16 protein-coding genes are annotated in these 13,476 nt (G+C 64.7%); 8 read left to right on the top strand and 8 right to left on the bottom strand.

The window, feature by feature from the left end; all coding sequences use genetic code 11:
• Nucleotides 1–47 precede the first annotated feature (47 nt).
• The 5 genes from E3C22_RS08785 to trpS all read right to left on the bottom strand — a co-directional run bounded on the left by E3C22_RS08785 (nt 48) and on the right by trpS (nt 3,501).
• Nucleotides 48–431: a type II toxin-antitoxin system VapC family toxin gene (locus E3C22_RS08785; RefSeq protein ID WP_134761609.1), complete on the bottom strand. Its 384-nt coding sequence runs from the start codon at nt 429–431 to the stop codon at nt 48–50.
• Entirely contained in the window at nt 428–691 is a 264-nt protein-coding gene (locus E3C22_RS08780; RefSeq protein ID WP_134761608.1) for a type II toxin-antitoxin system Phd/YefM family antitoxin, read from the bottom strand. The genes E3C22_RS08785 and E3C22_RS08780 overlap by 4 nt, the downstream gene beginning before the upstream one ends.
• Nucleotides 692–839: 148 nt before the next feature.
• Nucleotides 840–1,412, bottom strand: a complete 573-nt coding sequence (locus E3C22_RS08775; protein WP_134761607.1) for a NifU family protein — start codon at nt 1,410–1,412, stop codon at nt 840–842.
• A 188-nt stretch (nt 1,413–1,600) separates the two neighbouring features.
• A complete protein-coding gene (locus E3C22_RS08770; protein ID WP_134761606.1) occupies nt 1,601–2,092 on the bottom strand; it encodes a universal stress protein in 492 nt (163 codons plus the stop codon).
• 344 nt (nt 2,093–2,436) lie between these two features.
• A complete protein-coding gene (gene trpS / locus E3C22_RS08765; protein WP_134761605.1) occupies nt 2,437–3,501 on the bottom strand; it encodes a tryptophan--tRNA ligase in 1,065 nt (354 codons plus the stop codon).
• Nucleotides 3,502–3,790: 289 nt separating this feature from the next.
• On the opposite strand from trpS, the gene rpmI reads away from it, so the two are divergent.
• The 7 genes from rpmI (at nt 3,791) to pheT (ending at nt 9,523) form a co-directional block, all read left to right on the top strand.
• Nucleotides 3,791–3,991: a 50S ribosomal protein L35 gene (gene rpmI, locus E3C22_RS08760; protein WP_134761604.1), complete on the top strand. Its 201-nt coding sequence runs from the start codon at nt 3,791–3,793 to the stop codon at nt 3,989–3,991.
• Nucleotides 3,992–4,036: 45 nt separating this feature from the next.
• Nucleotides 4,037–4,456, top strand: coding sequence for a 50S ribosomal protein L20 (gene rplT / locus E3C22_RS08755; RefSeq protein ID WP_134761603.1), 420 nt, complete (start codon nt 4,037–4,039; stop codon nt 4,454–4,456).
• A gap of 167 nt (nt 4,457–4,623) precedes the next feature.
• Nucleotides 4,624–5,709 carry a phenylalanine--tRNA ligase subunit alpha gene (gene pheS / locus E3C22_RS08750; RefSeq protein ID WP_134761602.1) on the top strand — a complete coding sequence of 362 codons (1,086 nt, stop codon included), beginning with the start codon at nt 4,624–4,626 and terminating at the stop codon, nt 5,707–5,709.
• A gap of 60 nt (nt 5,710–5,769) precedes the next feature.
• Entirely contained in the window at nt 5,770–6,093 is a 324-nt protein-coding gene (locus E3C22_RS08745; protein ID WP_134761601.1) for a hypothetical protein, read from the top strand.
• Nucleotides 6,083–6,538 (top strand): hypothetical protein, encoded by a 456-nt coding sequence (locus E3C22_RS08740; protein ID WP_134761600.1) that lies wholly within the window; start codon nt 6,083–6,085, stop codon nt 6,536–6,538. The genes E3C22_RS08745 and E3C22_RS08740 overlap by 11 nt, the downstream gene beginning before the upstream one ends.
• Nucleotides 6,539–6,577: 39 nt before the next feature.
• A complete protein-coding gene (locus tag E3C22_RS08735; protein ID WP_134761599.1) occupies nt 6,578–6,997 on the top strand; it encodes a GFA family protein in 420 nt (139 codons plus the stop codon).
• Nucleotides 6,998–7,108: 111 nt separating this feature from the next.
• A complete protein-coding gene (pheT, locus tag E3C22_RS08730; protein WP_134761598.1) occupies nt 7,109–9,523 on the top strand; it encodes a phenylalanine--tRNA ligase subunit beta in 2,415 nt (804 codons plus the stop codon).
• Between the two features lie 87 nt (nt 9,524–9,610).
• Here the strand turns inward: pheT and E3C22_RS08725 are convergent, their stop codons facing one another.
• The gene (locus tag E3C22_RS08725; RefSeq protein WP_134761597.1) at nt 9,611–10,096 is read right to left on the bottom strand and encodes an MmcB family DNA repair protein; all 486 of its coding nucleotides are present in this window, start codon (nt 10,094–10,096) and stop codon (nt 9,611–9,613) included.
• Between the two features lie 195 nt (nt 10,097–10,291).
• On the bottom strand, nt 10,292–10,687 hold the full coding sequence (locus E3C22_RS08720) for a MerR family transcriptional regulator (RefSeq protein WP_134761596.1): 396 nt from the start codon (nt 10,685–10,687) through the stop codon (nt 10,292–10,294).
• A 234-nt stretch (nt 10,688–10,921) separates the two neighbouring features.
• Between E3C22_RS08720 and E3C22_RS08715 the strand changes: the two genes are divergently transcribed.
• A complete protein-coding gene (locus E3C22_RS08715) occupies nt 10,922–11,650 on the top strand; it encodes a L,D-transpeptidase (RefSeq protein ID WP_134761595.1) in 729 nt (242 codons plus the stop codon).
• Between the two features lie 448 nt (nt 11,651–12,098).
• On the opposite strand, the gene E3C22_RS08710 is transcribed toward E3C22_RS08715, so the two are convergent.
• Nucleotides 12,099–13,280, bottom strand: a complete 1,182-nt coding sequence (locus tag E3C22_RS08710) for a KpsE/RkpR family capsule polysaccharide export protein (protein WP_134761594.1) — start codon at nt 13,278–13,280, stop codon at nt 12,099–12,101.
• Nucleotides 13,281–13,476 lie beyond the last annotated feature (196 nt).

The raw sequence follows: 13,476 nt of genomic DNA, 5'->3' as shown, positions 1-13,476 counted from the left end.
TTGCTAGCGACGGACGCATCAGACGTTCCAGTTGCATCCTCTGGATATCAGATCACTGCGGTGATGTCGGTCTGAGCGAAGTCGTTGCCGATGTAAAGGAGGGGTAGCCGGAGTTCCTTAGCGAGAGCATAGGCAAAACAGTCGCCAAAGTTGAGAGAAGCGGGATGAACGCCTTTCCCGTAATGTCTATGGGCATCAGCCACCAACCGGGACATGCTCGGGGTTACAGCGATGATCTCGAAACCCAGGTCCTCGATCATCGTGGACATGGAGGTTCGCATCCGGCGGCGTGTCGCAACGATAAGCGCTTCAGCCGTCGTTCCGGCAGAAATGACGACACGGTCGGCGGCCTTCATTGCGTTCAGACAATCGACGCCACGCTCTTCATTCTGCAAGACCGCAATGAGAGCAGAGGTGTCGACGGCTATCATTTGGGCAGGCCGTCGTCTCCATAGAGGAAATCTTGGCTTCGCGCAGCACTCGGTAGTTCGGCCTGGCCGCTTTCACGAAGGCCTGCCCCAAGAAGCTGGTCCAGCCGTGTGGCACGTTCCGATTTCGTTGCGTGGCTAGGGACTGAAACGATCCGAGCGGCTGCGCGCCCGCGGCGGGTCAAGACAATCTCCTCTCCCGCTTCAGCGCGGCGAACCAGTTCCATCAGCTGAGCCTTGGCGGCAGTCACCGAGAGTTCCATGGGCGACGCTCCGATTGCATCTTTGAGTCCGCGTCAAATCTGTACCACCGAGTAATCCAGATCAACTGCACTGCTCGGGGCGGAAGATGATTGCGCGCTACCAAGTGCACTTTGTTTCGCGATATCTCCGCACCGTCAGGTCACTTCCTCAGGCAGCCTCGACGGCCTCGACCGCTTCCACCTCGGGCACGAAATGGCGCAGCAGATTCTGGATGCCGTGCTTGAGCGTCGCGGTCGAGGACGGGCAGCCCGCGCAGGCACCGCGCATGTTGAGATAGACCGTGCCGTCCTTGAAACCGCGGAAGGTGATGTCGCCGCCATCCTGCGCGACGGCCGGACGCACGCGCGTCTCCAGCAATTCCTTGATGGTCGCGACGGTCTTCTCGTCGGACGGCTCGAAGAACTCCTCGCCGCCGCTGGCTGCCGGCCCCCCGGAAACGGCCATGACCGGCTCGCCGGACATGAAGTAATCCATCAGGCAGGCGAGGATCGCCGGCTTCAGATGCTGCCACTCGGCGCCGCTCTTCGACACGGTGACGAAATCGTAGCCGAAAAAGACGCCGGAGACGTCCGGGATCGCCATCAGCTTGGCCGCCAGCGGCGAGCGGGTCTCGGCCTCGTTTGCCGAGGAGAACTCCTCGGTGCCGGAATCGACCACCACCCGCCCGGGCAGGAACTTCAGGGTCGCTGGGTTCGGAGTGACTTCGGTCTGAATGAACATCGTCTTTGCCTCTCACCGGCCGTCCTTGCGCCGGTTCTTGGAATTCTTCTAAATCTTACCGGCTCGCCGCCTCTGCCGCAACAGATGGTGTGTTGCGCTGGCTATGTCAGCGGGACCGAAGCGACCTTTCGGACGGCCGAACGGTGTGTTGCCCATTGCCACAAGCCTCCGGCGCTCGACTGCAGCCTTCAGCAGAGGCTGACGATCTCATCGTCGGTCAGCGACGCCGGAACAATCGTCACCGGGATCGGAAAGGCCGCGCCCTTGCCGGCGACCGCCGAGACCAGCGGTCCGGGGCCTTCGCCGGCCTCGCCGGCTGCGAGCACGAGGATGGCGATCTCCCGATCAGCCTCGATCTGGGCGTGGATCTCCTCGATGATCTTGCCCTCGCGGATCACCGTCTCGGGTTCGATGCCGACGATCTCGCGCAGATCCTCGGCGACCTTGGCGAGACTGTTCTCGGCCTCCTCCTCGGCCTCGGCCCGCATCAGCTTCTCGACGCCCAGCCAGTGCTGAAAATCGCCAGGCTCGATGACGTAGAGGAGGACGGCGCTGCCGCCGCTCGCCTTGGCCCGGTGCGCGGCATAGGAGGCCGCTCGGCCGCATTCGGGCGTGCCGTCGATGATCGCCAGGAACTTGCGTTTGCCGCCGGCTTCCCGGCCGAGTCGTTTCGAAACCATGAGCGGTAAAATGGCGGGCAGTGGGGGTGGAGGCAAGGTGGGGCGAGGCGGCTGCGTCCGCCGATCCTTCATGCGGAACGACGTTTCCGGCGTCCGCGCTGGCAATCCGCCGCTTCAGCTCGGCGATCTCGGCCATGTCTTCCACGAAATGCTCGTCCAGCATGACACCGAGATAGGCGGCGGGATCGTGGCCGGAGGCCTCCGACAGGCGGCGGAGCTTCTCCGCCGCGGCGCCCGAAAGGGTCACGGTCAGCGATTCCTTGGCCATCACATCCCTCGCGCAACAGCTGACGACTTTCCCGGAAGATAGCCGAAGGCCGATGATTTCGCGAGCTTTCGCCCGACTACTGCAGGAAGCCGATGATTTCCTTGACGTCCGCCATCGTCTTTTCGGCGATGGCGCCTGCCCGCTCGCCGCCGTCCTTGAGGACCGCGTCGATATGGGCGGGATCGTCGATCAGCCGGCGCATCTCGGCATTGATCGGCGAAAGCTTTTCCACCGCGAGTTCGGCAAGCACCGGCTTGAACTCCGAGAACTGCCGGCCGCCGAAATCCTTCAGCACGTCGGCTTTGCTGAGATCGGCCAGCGCCGCGTAGATGCCGACGAGATTGTCGGCCTCGGCCCGGCCTTCGAGGCCCTTCGGCTCGGAGGGCAGGGCGTTCGGATCGGTCTTGGCCTTCTTGATCTTGCGGGCGATCTGCTCGGCGTCGTCGGTCAGATTGATGCGCGAGAGATCCGACGGGTCGGATTTCGACATCTTCTTCGATCCGTCCTTGAGGCTCATCACCCGGGTGGCCTCGCCGCCGATCAGCGGCTCGGTGATCGGGAAATAGCCATTCACCGTTTCTTCGCCCATGGCGATCTCGGTGCCGAGACCGGCCGCGGCAATGCGACCCGAAAAGTCGTTGTTGAACTTGATGGCGATGTCGCGGGTCAGCTCCAGATGCTGCTTCTGGTCGTCGCCGACGGGAACGTGGGTCGCCCGGTAGAGCAGGATGTCCGCCGCCATCAGGCTCGGATAGGCAAGGAGCCCGAGCGAGGCGTTCTCGCGGTCCTTGCCGGCCTTCTCCTTGAACTGGGTCATCCGGTTCATCCAGCCGATGCGGGCGACGCAGTTGAAGATCCAGGCCAGTTCCGCATGGCCGGAGACGCGGCTCTGGTTGAAGACGATGTGACGCTTCGGATCGATGCCTGCGGCGAGGAATGCCGCAGTGATCGAGCGAATCTGGCTCTTCAAGTCGTCATGGACGAGCTGGGCGGTGATCGCGTGGAGGTCGACGACGCAATAGATGCAGTCTTGGCTTTCCTGCAGCGCGACGAACTTCCGGATCGCACCGAGATAATTGCCGAGATGCAGGTTTCCGGTCGGCTGCACGCCGGAAAAGACGCGGGGGGAGAATGCGCTCATAGGGCGGCTCCGGGAGGACGCTTCACTGTGTTGCCGGCCTTATGGCGGAGGGTGGAGCGCCGATCAAGCGCCGCACCCGCCTCGCCGGTCGGCAGGCCGAGTGTCGGGAGGGATCTTGCGTCTTTTCGCCCGCTCGCGTAAGAGACCGACCGTTCAGACAAGAGCCGGCCGGCAGGGCATGCCGTGGCGGCTCTAAATGCTGTTCGCGACAATCCCTTCCCCGAAGGTGCGTTCGAGGCCGCCGCGAGACGGTCCGGGCCCGCGTCGCGATCCCTTGAAGGAGAGCAAAATGCCCAAGATGAAGACCAAGTCGAGCGCCAAGAAGCGCTTCAGGATGACGGCCAACGGCCACGTCAAGGCGGGAGCCGCAGGCAAGCGCCATGGCATGATCAAACGCTCCAACGACTTCATTCGCGACGCGCGCGGCACGATGATCCTGTCGAAGCCCGACGAGCGGATCGTCAAGACCTACATGCCCTACGACCGCTGAGCCGCGCGTCGCCAGGCATTTGAAGACATTTCAGGAGTTTAGATCATGGCACGCGTGAAGAGGGGCGTTACCGCCCACGCCAAGCACAAGAAGGTTCTGAAGCAGGCCAAGGGTTTCTACGGCCGCCGCAAGAACACTATCCGCACCGCCAAGGCCGCCGTCGACCGCTCGAAGCAGTATGCGACCCGCGACCGCAAGGTGAAGAAGCGGAATTTCCGGGCCCTCTGGATCCAGCGCATCAACGCTGCCGTCCGCGAGCACGGCCTGACCTATGGCCGCTTCATCGACGGCCTGAACAAGGCCGGCATCGAGGTCGATCGCAAGGTCCTGTCGGACATCGCGATCCACGAGCCGGAGGCCTTCGCGGCGCTCTGCGAATCCGCTAAGACGGCGCTCGCCTATCTGAAGGACGGCGAGTTTCCGAACGCCTATGAGCGGGCGGTCGGAGAAAAGCGCGCGGCCTGACGCATGATACCGAAAGGTCGATCGACCTTTCGGACGGGTTATGCCCAGGACGAAGTTTTTTAATCGAGGAAAGGCCCGCGCGGACGCCGCAGCGGGCCTTTTTTTGTCATGACGCCGCTTTCCTGCCGTGCGAAGGCAGGGCGCGTTGCAAAAAGAAGAGGTGACTGGTGAGCGATACCGAAGCGCTGGGGGGCGAGCTTCTTGCCGCGATCGACGGGGCCGCGAACGAGGCGGACCTCGAGGCGATCCGCATTGCCGAGCTCGGCAAGAAGGGCCGGATCTCCGAGATGATGAAGGGGCTCGGCAAAATGAGCCCCGATGAGCGCAGGGAGGCCGGACCGCGCCTCAACGGCCTGCGCGACCGGGTGCAGAACGCGATCACCGCCAAGCGCGAAGAGCTTGTCGAAAAGGCGATCGCCGAAAGACTTCGGGCCGAGCGGGTGGACGTCACGCTGCCGGTGCGCCAGGGCGCCGCGGCGCGGGGCCGGATCCATCCGATCTCCCAGGTGATCGACGAGATCACCGCGATCTTTGCCGATATGGGCTTTTCGATCGCCGAAGGGCCGGACATCGAGACCGACCACTATAATTTCACCGCGCTGAATTTCCCCGAGGGCCATCCCGCCCGCGAGATGCACGACACCTTCTTCCTCGCACCCGACGACAAGGGCGAGCGCAAGGTGCTGCGCACCCACACCTCTCCGGTGCAGATCCGCACGATGGAGGCGCAGCAGCCGCCGATCCGCATCGTCATTCCGGGCAAGACCTACCGGCAGGATTCCGATGCGACCCACACGCCGATGTTCCATCAGGTGGAGGGTCTCGTGGTCGACAAGACCTCCACCATCGCCAACATGAAGTGGGTGCTGGAGGAGTTCTGCAAGGCGTTCTTCGAGGTGCCGCAGGTGAAGATGCGGTTCCGCCCGTCCTTCTTCCCCTTCACCGAGCCGTCCCTCGAGGTGGACATCCAGTGCGACCGGTCAGGCGCCGAGGTTCGCTTCGGCGAAGGCGACGACTGGATGGAGATCCTCGGCTGCGGCATGGTCCATCCGAACGTCCTCAGGGGTGTCGGCCTCGACCCGGACGTCTATCAGGGCTTTGCCTGGGGAATGGGGATCGACCGCATCGCCATGCTGAAATACGGCATGCCCGATCTTCGCGCCTTCTTCGACGCCGATATCCGCTGGCTCGAACATTACGGCTTTCGCCCGCTCGACATGCCGACATTGTTCGGAGGGTTGAGCCAGGGTTGAATGGGTGAGTGACCGCGCGCGGCCGGTTTGAGAGGCTGGGGCGCGGAGAGGAGAAACGCGATGTCGATGATCATCGAGTTGAGTGACGATGAAGCCCGTCGCATGGCTGATCCCATCTTGCGGGAGCGACTGAAGGAGTTCGGCTATCGCGGCGTTACCGTCAGTTCCGAGGAGGATTTCGACGGGGATGTGGTTCTGAGGATGACAGTGGATGTCGACCGGCAGGTATCGGGCCGCGCGATGCTCGATGTGGGGGGCGAGGTCTGGGGAGCGCTGCTCGATCGCGGAGACAGACGATTCGCGCTCCTGACGTATCGCCGGCCAGAGCCGGCGCCCGGCAGCGTGGCTCCGGCTGGCGATTTCGGCTCGAACGATGATCGATGAACTGCTTCTCACCGCGGAGGCCTTGCTCCGCGATAGTCAGAACCCTGCCTCACGGCGCCGGGCCGTCAGTGCGACCTACTACGCGGTTTTTCATGCCTTGGCCGAACTTGCGAGCAAGAGCTTGCTGCCTGACGTGAGCTCCGACAGCTGGGAGTATGTCCGCACCTACCGTTCGCTCGATCACGGCCCTCTCAAGAGTGTTTTTCTGCAGCTCCCGCTGAAGGATGACGCAAGGTTTCGGATCATCGGCCAGTCCGTCGTTCAGCTTCAGGTCGAGCGCAACCGGGCTGACTACCTTCCCAATGAGCCGTCGCTCTTCCCCTCGACCCAAGCCGCCGATCTCATCGCCCAGGCGCGAAACGTCATCGCTGCTCTGCGCTCTCTCGGTGACGAAGAAAAGCGCAAACTCGCCGTGTGCCTGCTGTTTCGAGTAAGGCAGGAATAGCTTCGCATGCGACAGAGCGGCGCAAATCGGAACGAGCCCATGAGCCATGGCAACTCCCCTCTTCATAGCGGCGGCTGCCGTTGCGGCGCCGTGCGGTTCACGGCTGCGGCGGATCCGCATGTCTCGACGATCTGCCATTGCGAGGATTGCCGCCGGGCGTCCGGGGCGCCGTTCCTGGCCTTTGTCGGGTTCGATCGCAGCGAGGTCGTCTTCGAGGGCGAGGAGGGTTGGCGCTATGGCAGGGCCCCGGTGGCAAGATCCTTCTGCGCGACCTGCGGCGCGCCGGTCGCCTATTATGACGAGCGGCTGCCGGACAAGATCTATGTCGTCCTTGGCGCCATGGACGAGCCGCATCGCTTCGAACCGACGCTTCAGGCCTTTGCCGGCGAGGCGCTGCCTTTCGCCTGCATCTCGGTCGACCTGCCCGCCAGCGAGGGTGGCGCCGTGCCGAGGCCCTGACAGCCACCACATGCGCTTCCTGCCCGTCCCGACGAGCCGGGATCCGAAAGCGCGCAAGACCAACTCTTCGCGGCCCATCCGGCCGCATCCAACGAGACGACGCGGGACAAGATGAAGTTCACACTCTCCTGGCTGAAGGATCATCTCGAGACCGAGGCGAACCTTGCCGAAATCTGCGAAAGGCTGACGATGATCGGCCTCGAGGTCGAAGCCGTCGATGATCGGGCGGTGTTCGAGCCGTTCCGCATCGCCCGCGTCCTGTCGGCGGTCCAGCATCCGGACGCCGATCGTCTGAGGTTGCTCTCCGTCGATGCCGGCCCCGACGTCAATGACGGCAAGCCGCTGCAGATCGTCTGCGGCGCGCCGAACGCCCGCGAGGGCCTCGTCGGCGTGCTCGCACTGCCGGGGACCTATGTCCCGGGCATCGATACGACACTCGCCGTCGGCAAGATCCGCGGCGTCAAATCCTTCGGCATGATGTGTTCGGAGCGCGAGCTCGAGCTTTCCGAGGAGCATGACGGGATCATCGATCTGCCGGCCGACGCCCCGGTCGGGACGCGCTATGCCGACTATGCGGATCTGATCGACCCGGTGATCGAGATCAATCTGACGCCCAACCACCCGGACGCGACGGGCGTCTCCGGCATTGCCCGCGACCTCGCGGCGTCCGGCCTCGGCAGGCTGAAGACGCCGGAAGTGTCGCGCATCGAAGGCGCGGGCGATGTCGGTGTGGCGCTGGACGTGACGAGCGCCACCTGCCTCGGCTTCGCGCTCCGCCGTATCTCCGGCGTCAGCAACGGCGCGTCGCCGGAATGGCTGCAGAAGCGGCTGAAGGCGATCGGCCTTCGCCCGATCAACGCCCTCGTCGACGTCACCAACTACGTCACCTTCGATCGTGGCCGGCCGCTGCATGTCTTCGATGCCGCCAAGGTCGCCGGCGCCCTGCGGGTGCGCGATGCCGTTGAAGGCGAGACGATCCTCGCCCTCGACCAGCGCGAATACACGCTTGCGGCCGGAACCTGCGTCATTGCCGACGACAACGGCGTTAAATCGATCGCCGGCATCATGGGCGGCGAGCATTCCGGCTGTGACGAGACGACCACCGAGGTGCTGATCGAATCGGCGCTCTGGGAGCCGCTCGACATCGCCCGTACCGGCCGCTCCCTCGGCATCATCACCGATGCGCGTTACCGGTTCGAGCGCGGGGTCGACCCCGCCTTCATGGAGCCCGGGCTCGATCTCGCCACGCAGATGATCCTCGATCTTTGCGGTGGCACTGCCTCGAAGCGCGTCGTCGAGGGCGTCAGGCCGTTCGAGCCGAAGGAGATCGTGCTTCCTGTCAGCGAGTTCGAGCGCCTGACCGGCCTTGCGATCGATCCGGCGGAGCAGGAGCGCATTCTCTCGGTCCTCGGCTTTTCGCCGCAGCGCCAGGGGGAAGCGCTCGCCTGCACCGTGCCGAGCTGGCGCCCGGATGCCGACGGCAAGGCCGATCTCGTCGAGGAGGTGATGCGGCTCCACGGCGTCGACGAAATCGCGCCGGCGCCGCTGCCTTCGCACGCCTCGGTCAATGCACGCATCCTCACCACGGCGCAGATCCGCGACCGGGCGGCACGGCGGGCACTGGCCGCCAGGGGCATGGTCGAATGCGTGTCCTACAGCTTCGTCTCCGAGAGCGAGGCCAAGGCCTTCGGCGGCGGCGACGCGGCCCTGAAGCTCGCCAATCCGATCTCCGCCGATCTTTCCGACATGCGCCCCTCGCTGCTGCCGGGCCTGATCGCCGCCGCCCGCCGCAACACTGCGCGCGGCTATGGCGACACGGCGCTGTTCGAGGTAGCGGGGGTCTACCTGTCCGATACGCCCGAGGGCCAGAAGCGCGTCGCTGGCGGCATTCGTCGCGGCACCGCCGGCATGGAGGGGCCCGGCCGCTTCTGGTCAGGCAACGCCGCGGCAGTGAGCGTCTTCGATGCCAAGGCCGACGCCTTCGCCGTGCTCGAGGCGGTCGGTTTCCCGGCCGAGAAACTGATGATCGAAGCACCGGCGAGCGACTGGTACCATCCCGGCCGGTCCGGCCGCATCAAGCTCGGTCCGAAGGTGGTTATCGCCGAATTCGGCGAGTTCCATCCGCGTGTCCTGAAGACGCTCGATGTTTCCGGGCCGCTTTGCGGCTTCGAGGTTTTCCTCGACCGGGTTCCGGAGCCGAAGAAGAAGCCGACGCGGACGAAACCGGTTCTGACCCTGTCGCCGTTCCAGCCGGTGCGGCGCGACTTTGCCTTCGTCGTCGACGAGGCGGTCGAGGCAGGGCGGATCGTCAAGGCGGCAGAAGGCGCCGACAAGGCGCTGGTCAGGGAAGTGCGGGTCTTCGACGTCTTCGCCGGCTCGGCACTCGGCGAGGCGAAGAAGTCGGTCGCCATCGAGGTGACCCTGGCGCCGAGCGAGCGCACGCTGACCGAGGACGAGCTGGAGGCGGTATCGGCGAAGATCGTCGCCGGCGTTCAGAAGGCCACCGGCGCCACGCTGCGCGGATGATCTGCCCCAAGCGCCCGGTCCGGCCGTCCTGCGGCCGGTCCGCCGATCTTCAGCCGAGACCGGCGCCGATCCGGCGATCTGCCGGCGTCACTCCATCGGCGCCGGATTGGCGGCCCACTCGGCCTGCAGCAGCCGGTTGGCCGAGAGCCGCGCGAATTTCAGCGTCATCGCCTTGCGCGTCGCCGGGGCTAGCCGCTCCAGCGGCGCCTCCCGCAGCATCTCCGCCCCGTAGCCGTCCGAGACGATCAGGCCGTAGGCCTCCGGGAAGATCTCGAGCGGGACGCCCGGATGGGTGGCGAAATAGAGCCGGTCGCAATGCATCCGGTAGACCGGCCATTTCTGGTCGACGCGGAAATCCTGGACCGAAGTCTTGATCTCGATGATGGCAATCTCGCCTTTGTCGGACAGGCAGACGAGATCTGCCCTGCGGCCGGAATCCAGCGGCATTTCCGGCAGCATCGCCACCCGCAGCGACTGCATCAGCCGCTGCACCCCGCGGCGCACCATCATCGCGCGATCCGACTGGCGGCCATCGATCAGCGGGTCCTGCGAGAAGGGCGAGACGAGAGGCATGGCAGAAGGAATATTCGCGGCTGAAACAAAACGCAAACGAATCGCGATTGGATTGGCCGCCTTACGGAGAACATCGATGATCGTCGGAGGAACTGATTGCCGTTGAACGCAGGCTTTTCAGGCGCATCCGGCCGGGGGGCGCGCCGTCACCGATACCAGCACGGGGCCGGTCGGGTCGATCAGCTCGCAGTCTCGTCAGTCGGCTCTCTCGCCAGCGATCTCCTCGAGGATCGGGCAATCGGGTCCGTCCCCACCGGCACACTGATCGGTCAACGTACCGAGCGCCCGCTTCAGCGAGTTCAGCTCGGCGATCTTGTGGTCGATCTCGGCGATCCGCCGCTTCACCAGCCGGAACACGTCCTCGCGCTGGCGGTTTTCGTCGCCATAGAGCGACAGCAGCTTGCGCGCCTCCGCGATCGAGAAGCCGAGCGAGCGCGAGCGCTGCAGGAAGCGCAGGACATGGACGTCGCGCTCCTGATAGTCGCGGTAGCCGTTATTCGCGCGCATCGGCTTGATCAGGCCGACTTCCTCGTAATAGCGGATCGTCTTCGCCGGCAAGCCGGACTGGCGCGAGGCCTCTCCAATGTTCATGGTCAGAACCTCATGGGTCCGATGCGATCCCCGTCGGCCGACGAGATGTCGCGGCTGCGGCACAGGTCAACTGTGACGACGGGGCAACAAACTCTTTCTTAACCACGATAGGCTGCAATGCAGACATTGCCCGAGAGCCTGATCAAGCCTATCGAAACGAAGTTCGTGCAAGCTTGCGTCGAAGCTCGAGCCGGGCTGCACTCCAGACAATTCTCAACCGCATTGGCACCCGTCATGACGATCAAGACATCACTCGCCATTGGCACCGCGATCGCCTCGCTGATGCTGGCCGGTTGCGCCACCGGGCCGCAGCGCGCGAGCCTTCAGCCTGCCGACACGCAGGTCGCGGCCTATGCCGGGCAGGACGGCCTGATGAATGGCGGCCTCGCCGCCACCGGCGAGATCGGCTATGGCGCGGTGACCGACGACGGCTTCGCCCTTCCGGCGATCCCGACCGCCAAGATCGACCCGCAGTTCCTGCGCCAGGAAGTCTCCTATCCTGAGGGCTCCCAGTACGAGCCGGGCACGGTGGTTGTCGATACGTCGAACCGCTTCCTCTACGTGGTCGAGCCGAGCGGCATGGCGATGCGCTATGGCATCGGCGTCGGCCGCAGCGGCTTCTCCTGGGCCGGCGACGCCGAGATCCACGACAAGCAGCATTGGCCGAAGTGGTTTCCGCCGTCGGAGATGATCGACCGCAAGCCCGAACTCGAGCCCTATCGCGAAGGCATGCAGCCGGGGCTGACCAATCCGCTCGGCGCCCGCGCGCTCTATCTCTATCAGAACGGCAAGGACACCCTGTTCCGCCTGCATGGCACGCCGGAATGGTGGACCATCGGCACGGCGGCGTCGTCGGGCTGCATCCGCCTGATGAACCAGGATATCATCGACCTCTACAATCGCGTGCCGATGGGCGCCAAGGTCGTCGTCAAGCAGGGCAACGAGCGCCTCGCCAAGCGCTGATCTCACGGCCCTGCCGGGACATGAGGGCTGACGGCCGTCACTGATGGCCGCGGCCTGCCAAGACCCCTGGCGCGCCGTGCGTGCGATTGGACGCTGAAGGCACGATGCTGTGGCGGCAACGCCGCTTTTGATCCAACGAGGCCGATGCCGGCATGTCGCCGGCGTCGGCCTCGTCGTTTTCGGGGGAGCTGAGGGCGAGCCGGCAGGGCCCGCGCCAGCGCTGCTGCCGGCGCAGGCGAGTCTCGTTGGCGAAAGGGACTGCTCGCTGTCGCTGGGCGCCCATGCGGAGAACATTAGCGATTGTAAACAGGTACGTGCCGGTCGGGGGCAGCCCCCGGGGCCGGGGTGAACGCCTTCCCTCTCCGGCTGACCCCGCTTCCCGACACCGCCCATGCAAACGCGGCCCGAATACCGCGAGGCCGAGGGACTGCACCGTCGCGCAAGAGGCTCAGGACGAGTTCTGGTGGAGATGCTCGCGGCCGCCGATCATCATCATCCAGACGACGACGAACACCATCAGCGACAGGACGAGGACGGTGATCACCATCCGCAGCCGCTCGGGCTCCGTCGCCATGTCGGCAAGGTTGGGCTTGACGATGGTCTCGATGTAGATCCGCTGGCGCTTCGCCTCGAGCCGCGCCTGGTCGATCGTCTTCGAGGCGATGGAGAGCGCCTGCTTGGCGATTTCCTTGCGCAGCGAGAGGTCTTCGAAATTGGAGATCTGGTTGGACAGCGCGCCGCCCGTGCCCGTCAGCTTGGCGCGCTCGGAGTCGATCTGGTCCTCGAGGACGAGGGCCTTGGTCTTCAGCGAGGCGAGGCCGGGATTGTGCGGCGAGACGCGGGTCTGCTGTTCGATCTCGGCGCGCGTGCGGGCAAGTTCCGAGGAAAGCCCGGCGATCACGGTGGAGGTCGGGCTCGCCTCGCCCTGGATGTCGAGGAACTTCTGCTCGTTGCGAAATTCGGTCAGCCGCTTGTTGGCTTCCATCACCCGGGCCTCGGCCTCGGACATGAAGTCCTGGGCATTGGAGACGGCGTCGGCCTCGGCACGCCTGTTCATCCGGTTGGCGAGCTGCTCGCCAAGGTTCAGCAGCGCCTCCGCGACGGCCTTTGACTCCTCCGGCGTATAGAGCTGCACGGTCAGCATGCTGATGCCTGTGGTCTCCTCCCGCACGGCGCTGATCCGCTCGAGATAGCAGCTGTAGAGCGTTTCGAAGCTGTGCGAGGACCACGGCTTGTAGCACCGCGAGATCAGGTCGATCCCGTCGTGATTGAGGTAGTCCTCCATCGGCAGGATCTTCATCAGGTCGCGCAGGGCATCGCGCGACTCCATGTAGCTCTGGACCGAGTAGCTCTCGTCGTCGGCCTTGCTGATGCCGAAGGTGCGAAGGATCGAGGAAAAGCCGCTGACGTCCTGGCTCGAGGCGCTGCGCACGAGGAAACGGCTTTCGGAAACGTAGCGGTCGGAGATGATGAAGCCGTAGCTGATCACCGACGCGACGACCGGGATGACGACGATCACCAAGAAGATGATCCGGCCAAGGGTCAGCTGCTTCAGCAGCGAGCCTTTCGACTTGGCACGGCCTCCCGGGATCTTCGCCTTCAGATCGTCAAATGTCGTCAGTGCAGACACACGTCAGCCTCTCAATCCAATCCGCCAGGAGCAGCTATACCTCACTCGGCTCCCTGAGCGAACAGCCGATCGACGCCCATTTGGTGACGATGCCGTCCGATCCTGCGGGATGCGCTCTCGGCAGTGCGGCGCCATTCCGGCAAGATTGCGGCTAGCCTGGTGGCTGCCTTGAAAGCCGCGCAAGGACGTCTCGCGG

Origin of the sequence: Jiella endophytica, assembly GCF_004519335.1 — a bacterium.
Taxonomy (GTDB): domain Bacteria; phylum Pseudomonadota; class Alphaproteobacteria; order Rhizobiales; family Rhizobiaceae; genus Jiella; species Jiella endophytica.
This window is presented reverse-complemented; position numbering and strand designations above follow the sequence as displayed.